Raw genomic sequence first — 12,623 nt, 5'->3', positions numbered from 1 at the left:
GCGATAAGGCTCTTTTTATGGTTGCCCCCTTGTTACACCCAGAACAGCGTTTATGAAGCACATCGAAGAGTTCTACCTGTTCGTCAAGGTGGTGCAAGAGGGAGGATTCTCCCATGCTGCAGCCGCACTGGGCATGCCAACAGGCACCATCAGTCGACGCATTTCCCAGCTGGAAGAGCAACTGGGTTGCTCCCTGCTACATCGCTCTACCCGTAAACTCCGCCTTACCGATGAAGGGCTCAGATACTACGAGCGTCTCTGCACACCGCTTGCACAAATCGAGCAGGCCACCAGCGAGATCCGGGGTAAAGAAGCAGACATCACCGGGCTTATCCGGATAGCCGCGCCGATCGCGCTCTCCAACACCATCCTCATCGATATGCTGGCCGAATTCGGGCTGCACTATCCCGAGGTACAGTTCGATATCACCCAGACCAATGATCACCAGCACCTGTTCGACAATGATCGGGATCTGGTGTTCTTCAACGGTGAGCTGCCCCAGTCGCTGCCCAATGCGATCTGTCTCGGTCATATCGAGTACGGCCTGTTTGCCTCGCCACTCTATCTGACCAAGAAGGGAACCCCCTCCCACCCCAGCCAGCTGGAAGAACATGATCTCATCTACTGCTGGCCACACCAGCACTGGCAACTGACCGACAAGGATGGCCAGAGCGTCTGCATCAAACGCAGCGCCAAACTGACCGTCAACCAGACTCAGGCCGCCGTGCGCGCAGCCCGGCGTCATCTGGGGATCGTCAACGCCCCGCTGCACTATCTGAGCAGCTTCCTCCATGACGAGCAGCTGGTACCGGTACTGACCGACTGGCAGACCGGCAATCGCCCCTTCTACATGTTGTGTTGCCAGCACCAGTTCGCCCCGTTGCGTGTTAAGATGTTCGCTGAATTTGTTGAGAAATACTCCGCACGCTATCGTAACCGGCAATGGGATAACCAATTTTCACAGGGTGACAACCTCCCACATTGCATCTGACTGTTAGCGGGCCACACTTATAGCAATCCTTGCCAACAGAGCCTGCCTAACGCCATGAATGTATTGATATGTGATGACTCCGGGTTCGCCCGCAAACAGCTGGCACGAGCGCTACCGGCTGACTGGAAAGTCGATTTGCACTATGCGGCGAATGGCCTTGAAGGGATCGAACAGGTGCTGATGGGCCATGGGGATCTCATCTTTCTCGATCTCACTATGCCTGAGATGGACGGTTACGGTGTGCTGGAGACCCTGAAACGGGAAGGACTACGCAGCAAGGTTTTCGTGGTCTCCGGAGATATCCAGCCTGAGGCCTATCAGCGGGTCATGGGGCTGGGGGCGCTCGATTTCATCAAGAAGCCCGCCGCCCCAGATACCCTGCTAGCCCTGCTCAAACAACATGGCTTCTGGAGTGCTTCATCGGGTAATCAGCCGAGTGCAGCCGAGCCCTTGCCAAGCGGCGTGGTAGCCGATGCAGGCGTCAAGATCACCCCCGAAATCCGCGATGTCTATCAGGAGCTGGCCAACGTCTCCATGGGTCAGGCCGCCGACTTGCTGGCTCGTCTGCTCAACGCCTTCGTGGTGCTGCCTATCCCCAACGTCAACGTGCTGGAGGTCTCCGAGCTGCATATGGCGCTCTCGGCGGCTGCGGATTCGGATACCCTCTCCGCCGTCTGTCAGGGGTTTATCGGGGCGGGGATCGCCGGCGAAGCGCTGATCCTGTTCCATGACTCCAGCTTCAAAGATTTGGCCAAGCTGATGAACCATCAGGGAACGCTGGATCGCACCGCCGAACTGGAGCTGCTGATGGATACCGCCAACGTGCTGATCGGCGCCTTCCTGCGCGGCTACGCCAACCAGCTCGATACTCCCTTCAGTCAGGGGCACCCGGTGGTGCTCGGCCAGCACAGACCCATCAACGAGCTGATCAACACTAACAAGAGTCGCTGGCGCCGCACGCTCGCCATCGAGATCAACTACCGGATCCAGGACTACGCGGTGCAGTGTGATCTGCTGCTGCTGTTTACCGAAGATTCCATCGCCACCATGAACAACAAAATCATGCACATGCTCTAGGAGTGACTATGGAAATCCGTGAATTTCATTGGCTGATGAACATAGTCCAGAACTTGGACGTAGGCTTGGTGGTGCTCGACAAGGAGTACAAGGTACAGGTGTGGAACGGCTTTATGGAGAGCCACAGCGGCCGACTGGCCAGTGACGTGCGTGACGGCGTGCTGTTCGAGCTCTTCCCCGATGTGGACAGAGCCTGGTTCGAGCGCAAGGCCAACATGGTCTTCAAGCTCAACAACCGAGCCTTCAGCACCTGGGAGCAGAAGCCCTACCTGCTGCGTTTCTCCAACTATCGCCCCATTACCGGCTCGGCCCCCCACATGTTCCAGAACCTGACGCTGGTGCCACTGGCCGATTTCGGCGGTCAGGTGACCCATATCGCGGTGATGATCTACGACGCCACCGATGAGGCCATGCTGATGGGCGGCCAGCGGCAGGCTTAAGTTTGCTGCAAACAACCAAATAACAGAGGGCGCCGCGGCGCCCTCTGTTATTTCGGTATGAACAGGTCTTGGTATAACCTCTACCTGACCAGCCGTCTCAACGCGCCCCGAGATACTCGGTGAAAGCGTCGATCACCTCTTCAATATCGTCATCGTTGATCTGCAGATGAGTCACCAGCCGCAGCTCGCCGTAACCGGAGAAGAGGATCCCCCGCTCCTTCATAAAAGCGAGCAGAGGGGCCGATTCCCCCTCACGCAGCCGCAGGAACACCATGTTGCTCTGCACCAGCGAGAGGTCGAGCTCGATGCCCGGCAGTGCAGCCAACCCTTCGGCCAGCCGTTTGGCACGGCGGTGATCATCGGCCAGACGGGTCACGTGCTGCTCGAGGGCAAACAGACCGGCTTGCGCCAGAATGCCCGCCTGGCGCATGCCGCCCCCCAGCATCTTGCGCAGTCGGCGCGCACGGGCGATGAAGTCGTGACTGCCCACCAGCAGCGAGCCCACCGGTGCGCCCAACCCCTTGGAGAGACAAATCGAGATGCTGTCAAATGGCGCGGCGATCACCTCGACCGGGGTCTCGCTGGCCACGGCGGCGTTAAAAAGCCGTGCGCCATCGAGATGGAGCTTCAAGCCACGTTCAGCAACAAATGCCCCCATCTCTTGCAGATAGGGGAGCGGCAGCACCTTGCCATTGTGGGTGTTCTCAAGACAGATGAGGCGAGTCTGGACGAAGTGGGCATCATCAGGGGCCAGCGCAGCCTTGATATCATCGAATGCCAGCGTGCCATCGCGCTGCATCGGCAAGGGTTGCAGTGCTACGGAGCCCAGCACGGCACTCCCCTGCGCTTCATAGCGATAGATGTGAGCTGCGTTGCCGAGGATGGCCCCCTCACCGCGCTGACAGTGGCTCATCACCGCCAACAGATTGGACATGGTGCCGGACGGCACAAACAGCGCCGCCTGTTTGCCCAGCAATCTGGCCCCAAAGGCCTCCAGCGCGTTGACGCCCGGATCTTCACCATAGACATCGTCACCGACTTCGGCGTGGAGCATGGCTTGACGCATGGCGTCAGTAGGCTGGGTGACGGTGTCACTTCGTAAATCGATATAGCGCATGAGATCCCTCCTGAAACAGGAGAGTGACGTTAGCCATGCGCCCCTCGCTTGGCAAGGGGCGCATGAGCAGAATGTGAAGCCAATAGACGTCCATAGAACCCGCAGGCGGGATTTACCAAGGCAGCGGCTGGCCGTTGAGATCCAGTAGCTGACCCGATTGGGTCAACGATAACCCCTTGATGAGATTGAGCAGTTTCACCGCCACCTCGGCAGGCTCCTGCAATTGCTCCGCAGGCAACTCGCTCAGAAAGGGGGTATTCATCGGGGAGTCCATCAAGCCGGGCGCAACGGCCACCACCCCTGCTTGCGGGAAACGTTGCGTCCACTCGAGGGCCAGGGTTTTCACCCCCATGTCGAGGGCCGCCTTGCTCATCCGGTAGCTGTAACGCCCCCCCTCCAGATTGGAGGTGATGGAGCCCGCCAGATCGGAGATGGCACAGAGCCACAGCGGATGGTCATTGCCCATCAACCGACTGAAACGGGCAGCCAGCGCCAGCGTTGGCCAGGCATTGGCCAGCAGGCTGTCGCACAGCCACTTGGGGTGCACCTCTTCGACCCGCCGCTCCGGCATAAAGCTGACATCGTGCAACAGGCCGATGGTGTTGATCACCACAGTGGGAAGAGGATCGGTGTCGTAGAGGGTAAACAGGGCGTCGAACGAGATGGCGTCCACCTCTTGCAGCGGGAAGAAAGCCCCCATCTCGATCCCTTTTGGATAGGTGCGCCCGGCAAGAAGGAAGGACTCCCCCCTTGCCATCAGCTCTCTTGCCAGCGCCGAGCCCAGCGCACCACTTCCGAGGATCAAGTAGCTCATCGCCCATTCCATGGAGATTTATCTTGCTTAGAGCGTATCAGAATAATCAACCGGCCGTGACACGACCAAAGGGTAATATGCCCCTCATCACGCTTCCCCCAGATGGCGACCAAACTCCCGCGCCAGCGCCAAGTCGAGAAAACCGTCCGCTTTCTTGTGGGTGCGCAAAAACTGGTAATAGGCGAGCAAGGTGACCAGTGCCTCCTCATCGGGCAGCCCCACCCCGGGTTGCTGCTCGCCCAGCAGTAGCTGCGCCGCTGCCAGCGCCTCCCTGTCCACCACTTCCGCCTGACGGTAGAGATAACCGCAGCCGGTTGCCAGCCACTCCAGCGAGCAGTTGGCCCCCATGGCGATCTGGTTGGCCCGCGCCAGGCCAGGCTCGGCTCCCTTCAAATATTTGCGGATCAGCGCTTCACTGAGCCCCACCTTGCGGGCAAACGCGCTCACGCTCATCTCCCCGATCAGGCTCTGCAAGCGCTCGGCAAATCCTTCCATCCAACTCTCTCTCCTACTCTGCGATCAGAACCAAAGTTCGAATCATGCCACTGCCCATTATTGCTTTGCCAGCCACATGAGGCCAAGATGCCCGCAGTCATCTATGTTGCACATCGTTTTCGCATCGTGTTTTTCAAGGAGTCAACCATGTCTGTATCCCGTGTCGCCCTGCATCCGCAAGGCCCCACCTTCTCTCGCCTCATCATGGGTTACTGGCGCCTGATGGAGTGGCAGCTCTCTCCGGCCGCTCTGCTCGATCTGATGAAATATCATCTGGATCTGGGGGTCACCACCATCGATCACGCCGATATCTATGGTGGCTACCAGTGCGAAGAGGCCTTTGGTCACGCCCTGCGCCTCGAGCCTTCCCTGCGCAGCCGGATGGAGATCGTCACCAAGTGCGGTATCGCCCTCACCGCCAAGCCGGAGCATGCTCTCAACCACTACAACACCGGCAAGGACCATATCATCGCCAGCGCCGAAGCCTCGCTGCGCAAGCTCGGCACCGACCATCTGGACCTGCTGCTGATCCACCGCCCAGATCCCCTGATGAACGCAGATGAAGTGGCCGACGCCTTTATCACCCTGAAACAGGCGGGCAAGATCAAGCACGCCGGGGTATCCAACTTCACCGCCCGTCAGTTCGAGCTACTGCAATCGCGCCTCCCCTTCCCGCTGGTCACCAACCAGCTGGAGATCTCGCCGCTTCATCAGGAAGGGACCCTCGATGGTACCCTGGATCAGTGCCAGCAGCTTGGCATCAAGCCGATGGCCTGGTCATGTCTCGGCGGCGGCCGACTGTTCAGCGATGACGCCTATGCCCCGCTGCGTGCCGAACTGGAGCAGATCCGTCAGGAAGTGGGCGCCCAGACTATCGAGCAGGTGGTCTACGCCTGGGTAATGATGCTGCCAAGTCAGCCGCTGCCATTGATTGGCTCCGGCAAACGGGAGCGGATTGCTGCCGCCGTGGCCGCCGAATCCATCGCCCTCAATCGCCAGCAGTGGTTCCGCATCCGCAAGGCGGCGCTCGGTTACGACGTCCCCTGATCACAACAAAACGTACAGAAACAAAAACGGCATGGGGGAAACCCATGCCGTTTTTTTATTGCCGAGGCACCTTAGCGGTGGCGCTGTTGCGGGCGACCACGGGGAGCATCTGTCTTCGGTTTGGCCTGGTTGACGGTGATGGTACGGCCACCGACTTCAGTGCCATGCAGACCAGCGATGGCCTTCTCGGCATCACCATTGACCGGCATTTCAATAAAACCAAACCCCTTTGACTGGCCGGTATCGCGGTCGATGATGATATCAACCTTGTCGACCTGTCCAAACTGGCTGAACAGGGTTTTCAGTTCGTCGGCCGTCATCCGGTACGACAGATTTCCTACGTAAATCTTCATTCCATCCACTCTCGATTCAAGGTGCCTTCTCTATGCAATTCCCAGCATAACGGTAAGGGCACAACCCCTATGCCGGACCTGCCATGGCTTCATGCCGTGGCCTTCTCCACACTGTCGTCAAGTGATTGATCTCTTGGGTTAACAGTGCAGACAAGATCAATTCGAGTCACTGGCAGTATCTGAGCTTTGCCGGGAATTGTCGAGAAAATAGTCGACTCAGGCCGATTGCAGATCTGACAACCGTTGCGCCAGCATCCGGCGACCGTGCCAGGCCCGTTTAAAGCCGAAGCGATAGACAGACGGGCTCACCAGATGCAGCTCCCCCGCCTTGAGATCCAGCAAGGCCATGGCCGCCGCCAGCTCATCTTCACTCAGTTGCAGATCGAGGCTGAAGTCGAGCCACTGGCCGTCGTGACCCACTCGTCGCTCCCGTTCAAGCGCCACCAGCTGGTTGCGGGGCAGCGCCAGCGCCTCATCCTTGTTGCCATTGAGCAGATAGATATGCTGTTCGTCCCACCCCAGCTCCGCCAGGCGCCAGGGCTGCCAGCTGCGGGGCAGCGAAACCATGATCCCGGTGATGCCACCAAAGACCACGCCCACCCAGTTGAGCAGCGCCATGGCGCCCCAGCCATCCCACAAGGAGGCCGCCACCACGCCCCAACTCACCAGCAACAGCAGAAAAATGACGCAGCGATAGCGCACCGCTGGCGGCATCAACAGCTGCACCTGCGAACCGGCAAGCAAGGATGTAATACGCATGAAAAGCTCCTGTCATCACGAAATGGCGTCATTGTGAATAGCCATCAGGATGCTGACAAGGGGGTTTTCTTTGTCATCCCCCTATAAAATCAATACCATGGCGTAAATGATTCTCAGTGGAACCCGCTTCTTGACCAGCTCGCAACCCTGTGTGCGCTTTTGTGGCGTCGACAAATTCTATGGCGATTTTCAGGCTCTTCATCACATCGATCTCACCATTGAACGGGGAGAGAAGTGGGTCATCTGTGGCCCGTCAGGCTCGGGAAAATCGACCCTGATCCGCACCATCAACGGGCTGGAGGGGATCGACGGCGGCCAGCTGTTCCTGTTTGGCGAGCCGGTAACCCCCGCCTACTTGCGTCGCCTGCAAGGTCGGGTCGGCATGGTGTTTCAGCAGTTCAACCTCTTCCCCCATATGACGGTGCTGGAGAACCTGATGGTGGCGCCGGTGCATACCCTGGGGTTGCGCCCTGAGGAGGCCAAAGCCCGGGCGCTCGGGCTGCTCGAGCGGGTGCGCATTCAGGCACAGGCCGACAAGTACCCCCACCAGCTCTCCGGCGGCCAGCAGCAGCGGGTCGCCATCGCCCGCTCCCTCTGCATGCAACCCGAGCTGATGCTGTTTGACGAGCCCACCTCCGCCCTCGACCCCGAGATGATCCGCGAAGTGCTCGATGTGATCCGCGAGCTGGCTGACGAGGGGATGACCCTGATCTGCGTCACTCACGAGATGGGCTTTGCCCGTCAGGTGGCGGATCGGGTGCTCTTTATGGATGAGGGGAAAATCATCGAGTCGGCCCCGCCCGCCCAACTGTTCAACGCCCCCCGGCACCCGCGCACCCGGGCCTTCCTCGAACAGGTGCTTAGCTATCATGACTAGGCTCAATCGCCCCCGCCTGCTTGGCTGGCTGTCGGGCACTGTGATGCTCTCTGCGCTACTGGGCTGGGCGCTCTATAGCGGCGCTCGCCAGATGGGCTATGAGTGGCAGTGGCCGCGGGTGTTGCCCTTTCTCGGCGAGTGGGATGAGGGAACCTTTTATGCCGGCCCCTTGCTAAACGGCCTGCTGGTCACTTTGCAGGTGGCGCTGCTCAGCCTGTTGGGCACTCTGGCGGTCGGGGTGTGCGTGGTCAGCCTGCGGCTGCTTCCCTCCAGGCTCGGCCCATGGCTCGCCATCGCCTATCTGGCGCTGGTGCGCACCACGCCCCAGCTGGTGCAGCTCTATATTCTCTATTTCTTGCTGGGCCCCATGCTGGGATTGGCCCCCCTTGCCTGCGCCGTGTTGAGCCTCTCCCTCTATCAGGGGGCCTTCACCGCCGAAGTGCTGCGTGCAGGCGTACATGCCATTCCCAAAGGACAGTGGGAGGCAGCCCAGTCGCTTGGCTTGTCACGGGCCATCACCCTGCGCAAGGTGATCCTGCCCCAGCTGGTGCGCATCACCTTGCCGCCGCTCACCAACGAGCTGGTCTCCCTTATCAAACATTCGGCGCTGGTGAGTGTGATCGCCATCTTCGATCTGACCAACGAAGGGCGTACTCTGGTTGCCGATACGTTTCTGACCTTTGAGGTGTGGTTTACCGTAGCTGCCCTCTATTTGCTGTTAACCCTGACGCTGTCAGCCTGTTCGCGGGCGCTGGCCCGTCACCTGAATCCGGATCAACAAGGACGCTAACCATGAATCTGTCATTCAAGACCACCCTGTCGGGCGCTGCCCTGCTGCTGACAAGCCTGCTCACTCCGGCACTGGCAGAAACTGCCCCCTCCGACACCCAGGCACAGATCGAGCAGAGCGGTACCCTGCGGGTCGGCATGTCCACCTTCGCCCCCTGGGCGATGCGCGACAAGCAGGGGGCCCTGATCGGTTTCGAGATTGACGTGGCCCGTCGCCTCGCCACAGATAACGGCTGGCAGGTAGAGTTCGTGCCTACCGCCTGGGATGGCATCATCCCCTCCCTGTTGGCGAAAAAATATGACGTCATCATCGGCGGCCTCACCATCACCCCCGAGCGGGAGAAGAGCGTGCGCTTCACCCAGGCCTACTCCCATTCGGGGGTGCAGCTGGCCGCCTCCAGCACCATGGCCAAAGAGAAGAAAACCGTGGCGGACTTCAACCAGCGCGGGGTGATCCTGGCGGTACGTCGTGGCGCCTCACCGGTACAGGTGGCAAAAGAACACTTCCCCAAGGCCACCCTGCGCCAGTTTGATGACGAGTCACAGGTTTTTCAGGAGGTGCTGAACGGCCGCGCCCACGGTGCCCTCTCCTCTTCCCCGAAACCCGAGCAAGAGGCGCTGCGCCACCCGGATGCCCTCTTTATGCCGTTTGCCGAGCCGTTGGCACAAGGCGATGAAGGCTTTGCCCTGCGCAAGGGGGATGATGCCCTGGCTGAACAGTTCAACGAGTGGATCGCCGCCCGTCAGGCCGATGGCTGGCTCAAGGCGCGCCATGACTACTGGTTCAAGTCGCTGGCGTGGGAAGCGCAGGTCGCCAATCCCTGATGCTGATGGCCCTCAAACAGACCATCCGGCGCATCGTCCGGAAGCCATGTCGGAACATCAACTGGCTGGATGGGGCGATCGCCCTGATCCTGCTGCTGGCTGGCCTCTGGCTGGCCAGCCGCTTGCACATCGGGGTGGCCTATCAGTGGCGCTGGCATGAAGCCTTCGACCTGATGTTCACCCCCGGCCCTCACGGCGAGTTGCCCTACTTTTTCAGCGGTCTGCTCACCACCTTGCGCATCGCCCTGCTCGGCATGGTACTGGCGCTGCTGCTCGGCACTGCGCTGGGGGTAGCCGCCTTCAGCCGCCGCCCCTGGCTGGTGATGCCCGCGACCCTGTTTATCCAGCTGATCCGCAATCTGCCGCCGCTGGTCTTTATCTTCATCTTCTACTTCTTTATCGCCAACCAGCTGCTGCCTTCGAGCGGCCTCTCCCGCTGGCTCGGCACCGTATCACTCTCCCCGTGGCAAGAGGCGCTGTTTGGCCCACCTGCCCGCTGGGAGAACCTCATCTCAGGCACCCTCTGCGTTGGCATGATCAGCGCAGCCTTCGTCGCCGAGATCGTCCGCGCCGGGCTGGCCGCCATCCCCCGTGGCCAGTGGGAGGCGGCGCAGAGCCTCGGGCTCTCTCCCTGGGTGCGGCTGCGCCATGTGATCCTGCCGCAGGCCATGCTGCTGATGCTCCCCCCCTCACCGGCCAGCTCATTGCGCTAGTGAAGGATACCGCCATCGTTTCCCTTATCTCGGTGCAGGAGCTCACCTTCGTCGGCACCGAGATGGCCAACTCCAGCGGACTGGTCTACGAGATCTGGCTGCTGGTGGCCGCGGCCTATTTATTTATATGTTTGAGTCTGTTCGTATTGCTGAGCAGACTCGAAGCAAGACAAGGAGCACGCACATGCTGACGTCCCTGTTGCTGGCGACCGTATTGCAAGCGGAAGCCATTGGCGGTTATGCCGCCGGTTGCCTGAAAAACGGCGTATCCCTGCCCCTCGAAGGGCCGGGTTATCAGGTGATCCGCACCAAGCGGCTACGCTACTACGGCCACCCCGACCTCATCCACTATCTGCAAGCGCTGGCCAACCAGACCCGCATGGCCGGGCTGCCGGATCTCTATATCGCCGATCTGGCGATGGCCCGTGGCGGCCCCTTTACCTCCGGCCATCGCAGCCATCAGACCGGACTTGATGCCGATATCTGGTTTCGCATGGCCAACCGCCCCATCAGCAAATGGGAGCAGGATGCCCCCAAGGAGTGGGCGCTGATCGACGAACCCAGCTACAAGATGTTACCGGGCCGCTTTGGCCCCCAGCAGCTCACCCTGCTGCGGCTTGCGGCCAGCAAACCCGAGGTGGCCCGCATCTTCGTCAATCCGGTGATCAAATCCGCGGTCTGCCAACAGGCTGGTAACGAACCCTGGGTCGCCAAGCTACGCCCCTGGGTGGGCCACTTCAGCCACTTCCACGTGCGGCTGCGCTGCCCGGTGGGCAGCCCCGATTGTGAACCCCAGGCTCCCATTCCGCCCGGCAATGGCTGTGGGGAAGAGCTGGCCTCCTGGCTAAAAGACAAGCCCCAGTTGCCCAAGGTCTCAGGCATCAACAAGCGACCTGAGCTACCTGCGCGTTGTGGCAACTGACCCCAAGCTGGTATGGTGATGCACTCTTGGTAGTACACCATCCATGGCGCAGTATCGACTCGAAATATCAAAGGAGAACAACAAGATGGCCACATCACTCTGGCGCAGAACCACGCAGAGCCTGTTGACCCTGACCCTGCTGCTCGGCCTGACCGGCTGCGGCATGAACAACATTCCGACCCTGGATGAGCAGGTCAAGGCGAGCTGGGGGCAGGTGGAAAACCAGTATCAGCGCCGTGCCGATCTCATTCCCAATCTGGTGGCAACCGTCAAGGGCTACGCCAGCCATGAGCAGGAGACCCTCAAGGCGGTCACCGATGCCCGTGCCCGGGTCGGCAGCGTGCAGGTGAGCGATCCTGCCCAGCTCAAGGAGTTTGAAGCGGCGCAGAACCAGCTCTCCAGCGCCCTCTCCCGCCTGATGGTGGTGGTAGAACGCTACCCCGAGCTGAAAGCGGATCAGCAGTTCCTTGCCCTGCAGGCTCAACTGGAAGGAACCGAGAACCGCATCTCGGTGGCACGCCGCGACTATATCGAGGCGGTGCGCCAGTTTAATACCGAGATCCGCACCTTCCCCGGCGTTATCTGGTCCAAGCTGCTCTACTCGGATCTGGAAGCCAAACCCAGTTTCAGTGCCAAACCCGGTGCCGATGAGGCGCCCAAGGTCAGCTTCCAATGAAGATGATGCTGCGCTGGTTTCTTCCCTGTCTGCTGCTCTGGGCCAGTGCCCTGCAAGCGGCACCCGACTTCCCGACGCTGAGCGGACGGGTTGTGGATGAAGCCAGTCTGATGTCCCGCAAACAGGCCCATCAACTGACCCAGCAACTGGCGGCCTTTGAAAAACGCAGCGGCATCCAGCTGGTGGTGGTCTCTGTCGACAGCCTCGATGGGGAGACTATCGAGGAGTACGGCTACCAGCTCGGTCGCCACTGGGGGATCGGCCAGAAAGGCAAAAACAATGGCGTGCTGTTGCTGATCGCCCAGGATGAGCGCAAGGTGCGGATCGAGGTGGGATATGGGCTGGAAGGCGCCCTGCCCGACGCCATCGCCGCCAACATCATCCATGGCCGCATCCTGCCCGCCTTCAAGCGCGGCGATATGGTGGCCGGGATCATGGCGGGCAGCCAGAGCATCATGAAGGCACTCGCCGGAGAATATCAGCCGGTCGAGCAGCCAAAGAGTGACAACGGTGGCGGCCCCTGGCTGTTTATTCTGGTGGTGATTGCGATGATCGTGCTCCACAACCTGCGCGGGGGTGGTGGCGGTGGGCCGGGAGGACGACGTCGGTCGGCCTATATGGCTGGTGGATTGGGTGCCGGCTCCTTTGGTGGTCGCTCCGGCGGCGGATTCAGCGGTGGCGGCGGCAGTTTTGGCGGCGGCGGAGCCTCCGGTGGCTGGTAACAGGAG

At 60.5% G+C, this 12,623-nt stretch carries 17 protein-coding genes; 12 read left to right on the top strand and 5 right to left on the bottom strand.

Annotation, left to right across the window (positions count from 1 at the left end; all coding sequences use genetic code 11):
• Positions 1-52 precede the first annotated feature (52 nt).
• From ACTG2G_RS19695 to ACTG2G_RS19685, 3 genes are read left to right on the top strand one after another with little or no spacing between them, the layout of a single operon-like run.
• Positions 53-991 carry a LysR family transcriptional regulator gene (locus ACTG2G_RS19695; RefSeq protein WP_216953384.1) on the top strand — a complete coding sequence of 313 codons (939 nt, stop codon included), beginning with the start codon at positions 53-55 and terminating at the stop codon, positions 989-991.
• Between the two features lie 54 nt (positions 992-1,045).
• Complete coding sequence (locus ACTG2G_RS19690; RefSeq protein ID WP_103251765.1) at positions 1,046-2,068, top strand: response regulator; 1,023 nt, start codon at positions 1,046-1,048, stop codon at positions 2,066-2,068.
• Positions 2,069-2,076: 8 nt separating this feature from the next.
• On the top strand, positions 2,077-2,508 hold the full coding sequence (locus tag ACTG2G_RS19685) for a PAS domain-containing protein (protein ID WP_180993760.1): 432 nt from the start codon (positions 2,077-2,079) through the stop codon (positions 2,506-2,508).
• Positions 2,509-2,605: 97 nt separating this feature from the next.
• On the opposite strand, the gene ltaE is transcribed toward ACTG2G_RS19685, so the two are convergent.
• The 3 genes from ltaE to ACTG2G_RS19670 all read right to left on the bottom strand — a co-directional run bounded on the left by ltaE (position 2,606) and on the right by ACTG2G_RS19670 (position 4,934).
• Positions 2,606-3,625 carry a low-specificity L-threonine aldolase gene (ltaE, locus tag ACTG2G_RS19680; RefSeq protein ID WP_416004610.1) on the bottom strand — a complete coding sequence of 340 codons (1,020 nt, stop codon included), beginning with the start codon at positions 3,623-3,625 and terminating at the stop codon, positions 2,606-2,608.
• Positions 3,626-3,737: 112 nt separating this feature from the next.
• Positions 3,738-4,439: a short-chain dehydrogenase gene (locus tag ACTG2G_RS19675; RefSeq protein ID WP_416004609.1), complete on the bottom strand. Its 702-nt coding sequence runs from the start codon at positions 4,437-4,439 to the stop codon at positions 3,738-3,740.
• Positions 4,440-4,526: 87 nt separating this feature from the next.
• On the bottom strand, positions 4,527-4,934 hold the full coding sequence (locus tag ACTG2G_RS19670; RefSeq protein ID WP_005351138.1) for a helix-turn-helix domain-containing protein: 408 nt from the start codon (positions 4,932-4,934) through the stop codon (positions 4,527-4,529).
• A gap of 147 nt (positions 4,935-5,081) precedes the next feature.
• Here ACTG2G_RS19670 and ACTG2G_RS19665 point away from each other — a divergent pair, with 147 nt between their 5' ends.
• Positions 5,082-5,981, top strand: a complete 900-nt coding sequence (locus tag ACTG2G_RS19665; protein WP_139411973.1) for an aldo/keto reductase — start codon at positions 5,082-5,084, stop codon at positions 5,979-5,981.
• Between the two features lie 71 nt (positions 5,982-6,052).
• Here the strand turns inward: ACTG2G_RS19665 and ACTG2G_RS19660 are convergent, their stop codons facing one another.
• Both ACTG2G_RS19660 and ACTG2G_RS19655 read right to left on the bottom strand, forming a co-directional pair.
• Positions 6,053-6,334, bottom strand: coding sequence for an RNA recognition motif domain-containing protein (locus tag ACTG2G_RS19660; protein WP_005337180.1), 282 nt, complete (start codon positions 6,332-6,334; stop codon positions 6,053-6,055).
• Positions 6,335-6,550: 216 nt separating this feature from the next.
• Positions 6,551-7,093 (bottom strand): hypothetical protein, encoded by a 543-nt coding sequence (locus ACTG2G_RS19655; protein WP_416004608.1) that lies wholly within the window; start codon positions 7,091-7,093, stop codon positions 6,551-6,553.
• Positions 7,094-7,199: 106 nt separating this feature from the next.
• Between ACTG2G_RS19655 and ACTG2G_RS19650 the strand changes: the two genes are divergently transcribed.
• The 8 genes from ACTG2G_RS19650 to ACTG2G_RS19615 all read left to right on the top strand — a co-directional run bounded on the left by ACTG2G_RS19650 (position 7,200) and on the right by ACTG2G_RS19615 (position 12,617).
• Entirely contained in the window at positions 7,200-7,970 is a 771-nt protein-coding gene (locus ACTG2G_RS19650; RefSeq protein ID WP_416004607.1) for an amino acid ABC transporter ATP-binding protein, read from the top strand.
• Positions 7,963-8,760, top strand: coding sequence for an amino acid ABC transporter permease (locus ACTG2G_RS19645; RefSeq protein ID WP_439985127.1), 798 nt, complete (start codon positions 7,963-7,965; stop codon positions 8,758-8,760). Before ACTG2G_RS19650 ends, ACTG2G_RS19645 begins: the two co-directional genes overlap by 8 nt.
• A 2-nt stretch (positions 8,761-8,762) precedes the next feature.
• A complete protein-coding gene (locus ACTG2G_RS19640; RefSeq protein WP_064340006.1) occupies positions 8,763-9,584 on the top strand; it encodes a transporter substrate-binding domain-containing protein in 822 nt (273 codons plus the stop codon).
• The gene (locus tag ACTG2G_RS19635; protein ID WP_439985772.1) at positions 9,557-10,297 is read left to right on the top strand and encodes an ABC transporter permease subunit; all 741 of its coding nucleotides are present in this window, start codon (positions 9,557-9,559) and stop codon (positions 10,295-10,297) included. Before ACTG2G_RS19640 ends, ACTG2G_RS19635 begins: the two co-directional genes overlap by 28 nt.
• On the top strand, positions 10,297-10,488 hold the full coding sequence (locus tag ACTG2G_RS19630) for a hypothetical protein (RefSeq protein WP_257691729.1): 192 nt from the start codon (positions 10,297-10,299) through the stop codon (positions 10,486-10,488). Before ACTG2G_RS19635 ends, ACTG2G_RS19630 begins: the two co-directional genes overlap by 1 nt.
• A complete protein-coding gene (mepA, locus tag ACTG2G_RS19625; protein ID WP_005359850.1) occupies positions 10,482-11,219 on the top strand; it encodes a penicillin-insensitive murein endopeptidase in 738 nt (245 codons plus the stop codon). The genes ACTG2G_RS19630 and mepA overlap by 7 nt, the downstream gene beginning before the upstream one ends.
• Positions 11,220-11,304: 85 nt before the next feature.
• On the top strand, positions 11,305-11,895 hold the full coding sequence (locus ACTG2G_RS19620; protein ID WP_005346564.1) for a LemA family protein: 591 nt from the start codon (positions 11,305-11,307) through the stop codon (positions 11,893-11,895).
• Complete coding sequence (locus ACTG2G_RS19615) at positions 11,892-12,617, top strand: TPM domain-containing protein (protein ID WP_005346567.1); 726 nt, start codon at positions 11,892-11,894, stop codon at positions 12,615-12,617. The genes ACTG2G_RS19620 and ACTG2G_RS19615 overlap by 4 nt, the downstream gene beginning before the upstream one ends.
• Positions 12,618-12,623 lie beyond the last annotated feature (6 nt).

The organism is Aeromonas sp. 55A (genome assembly GCF_051919665.1).
Lineage (GTDB): Bacteria > Pseudomonadota > Gammaproteobacteria > Enterobacterales > Aeromonadaceae > Aeromonas > Aeromonas veronii.
This window is presented reverse-complemented; position numbering and strand designations above follow the sequence as displayed.

Bases quoted from the DNA above. Each gene is read 5' to 3' on its own strand.
- ACTG2G_RS19695 (WP_216953384.1), top strand. From the start codon at position 53: ATGAAGCACATCGAAGAGTTCTACCTGTTCGTCAAGGTGGTGCAAGAG.
- ACTG2G_RS19690 (WP_103251765.1), top strand. From the start codon at position 1,046: ATGAATGTATTGATATGTGATGACTCCGGGTTCGCCCGCAAACAGCTG.
- ACTG2G_RS19685 (WP_180993760.1), top strand. From the start codon at position 2,077: ATGGAAATCCGTGAATTTCATTGGCTGATGAACATAGTCCAGAACTTG.
- ltaE (WP_416004610.1), bottom strand. From the start codon at position 3,625: ATGCGCTATATCGATTTACGAAGTGACACCGTCACCCAGCCTACTGAC.
- ACTG2G_RS19675 (WP_416004609.1), bottom strand. From the start codon at position 4,439: ATGAGCTACTTGATCCTCGGAAGTGGTGCGCTGGGCTCGGCGCTGGCA.
- ACTG2G_RS19670 (WP_005351138.1), bottom strand. From the start codon at position 4,934: ATGGAAGGATTTGCCGAGCGCTTGCAGAGCCTGATCGGGGAGATGAGC.
- ACTG2G_RS19665 (WP_139411973.1), top strand. From the start codon at position 5,082: ATGTCTGTATCCCGTGTCGCCCTGCATCCGCAAGGCCCCACCTTCTCT.
- ACTG2G_RS19660 (WP_005337180.1), bottom strand. From the start codon at position 6,334: ATGAAGATTTACGTAGGAAATCTGTCGTACCGGATGACGGCCGACGAA.
- ACTG2G_RS19655 (WP_416004608.1), bottom strand. From the start codon at position 7,093: ATGCGTATTACATCCTTGCTTGCCGGTTCGCAGGTGCAGCTGTTGATG.
- ACTG2G_RS19650 (WP_416004607.1), top strand. From the start codon at position 7,200: ATGATTCTCAGTGGAACCCGCTTCTTGACCAGCTCGCAACCCTGTGTG.
- ACTG2G_RS19645 (WP_439985127.1), top strand. From the start codon at position 7,963: ATGACTAGGCTCAATCGCCCCCGCCTGCTTGGCTGGCTGTCGGGCACT.
- ACTG2G_RS19640 (WP_064340006.1), top strand. From the start codon at position 8,763: ATGAATCTGTCATTCAAGACCACCCTGTCGGGCGCTGCCCTGCTGCTG.
- mepA (WP_005359850.1), top strand. From the start codon at position 10,482: ATGCTGACGTCCCTGTTGCTGGCGACCGTATTGCAAGCGGAAGCCATT.
- ACTG2G_RS19620 (WP_005346564.1), top strand. From the start codon at position 11,305: ATGGCCACATCACTCTGGCGCAGAACCACGCAGAGCCTGTTGACCCTG.
- ACTG2G_RS19615 (WP_005346567.1), top strand. From the start codon at position 11,892: ATGAAGATGATGCTGCGCTGGTTTCTTCCCTGTCTGCTGCTCTGGGCC.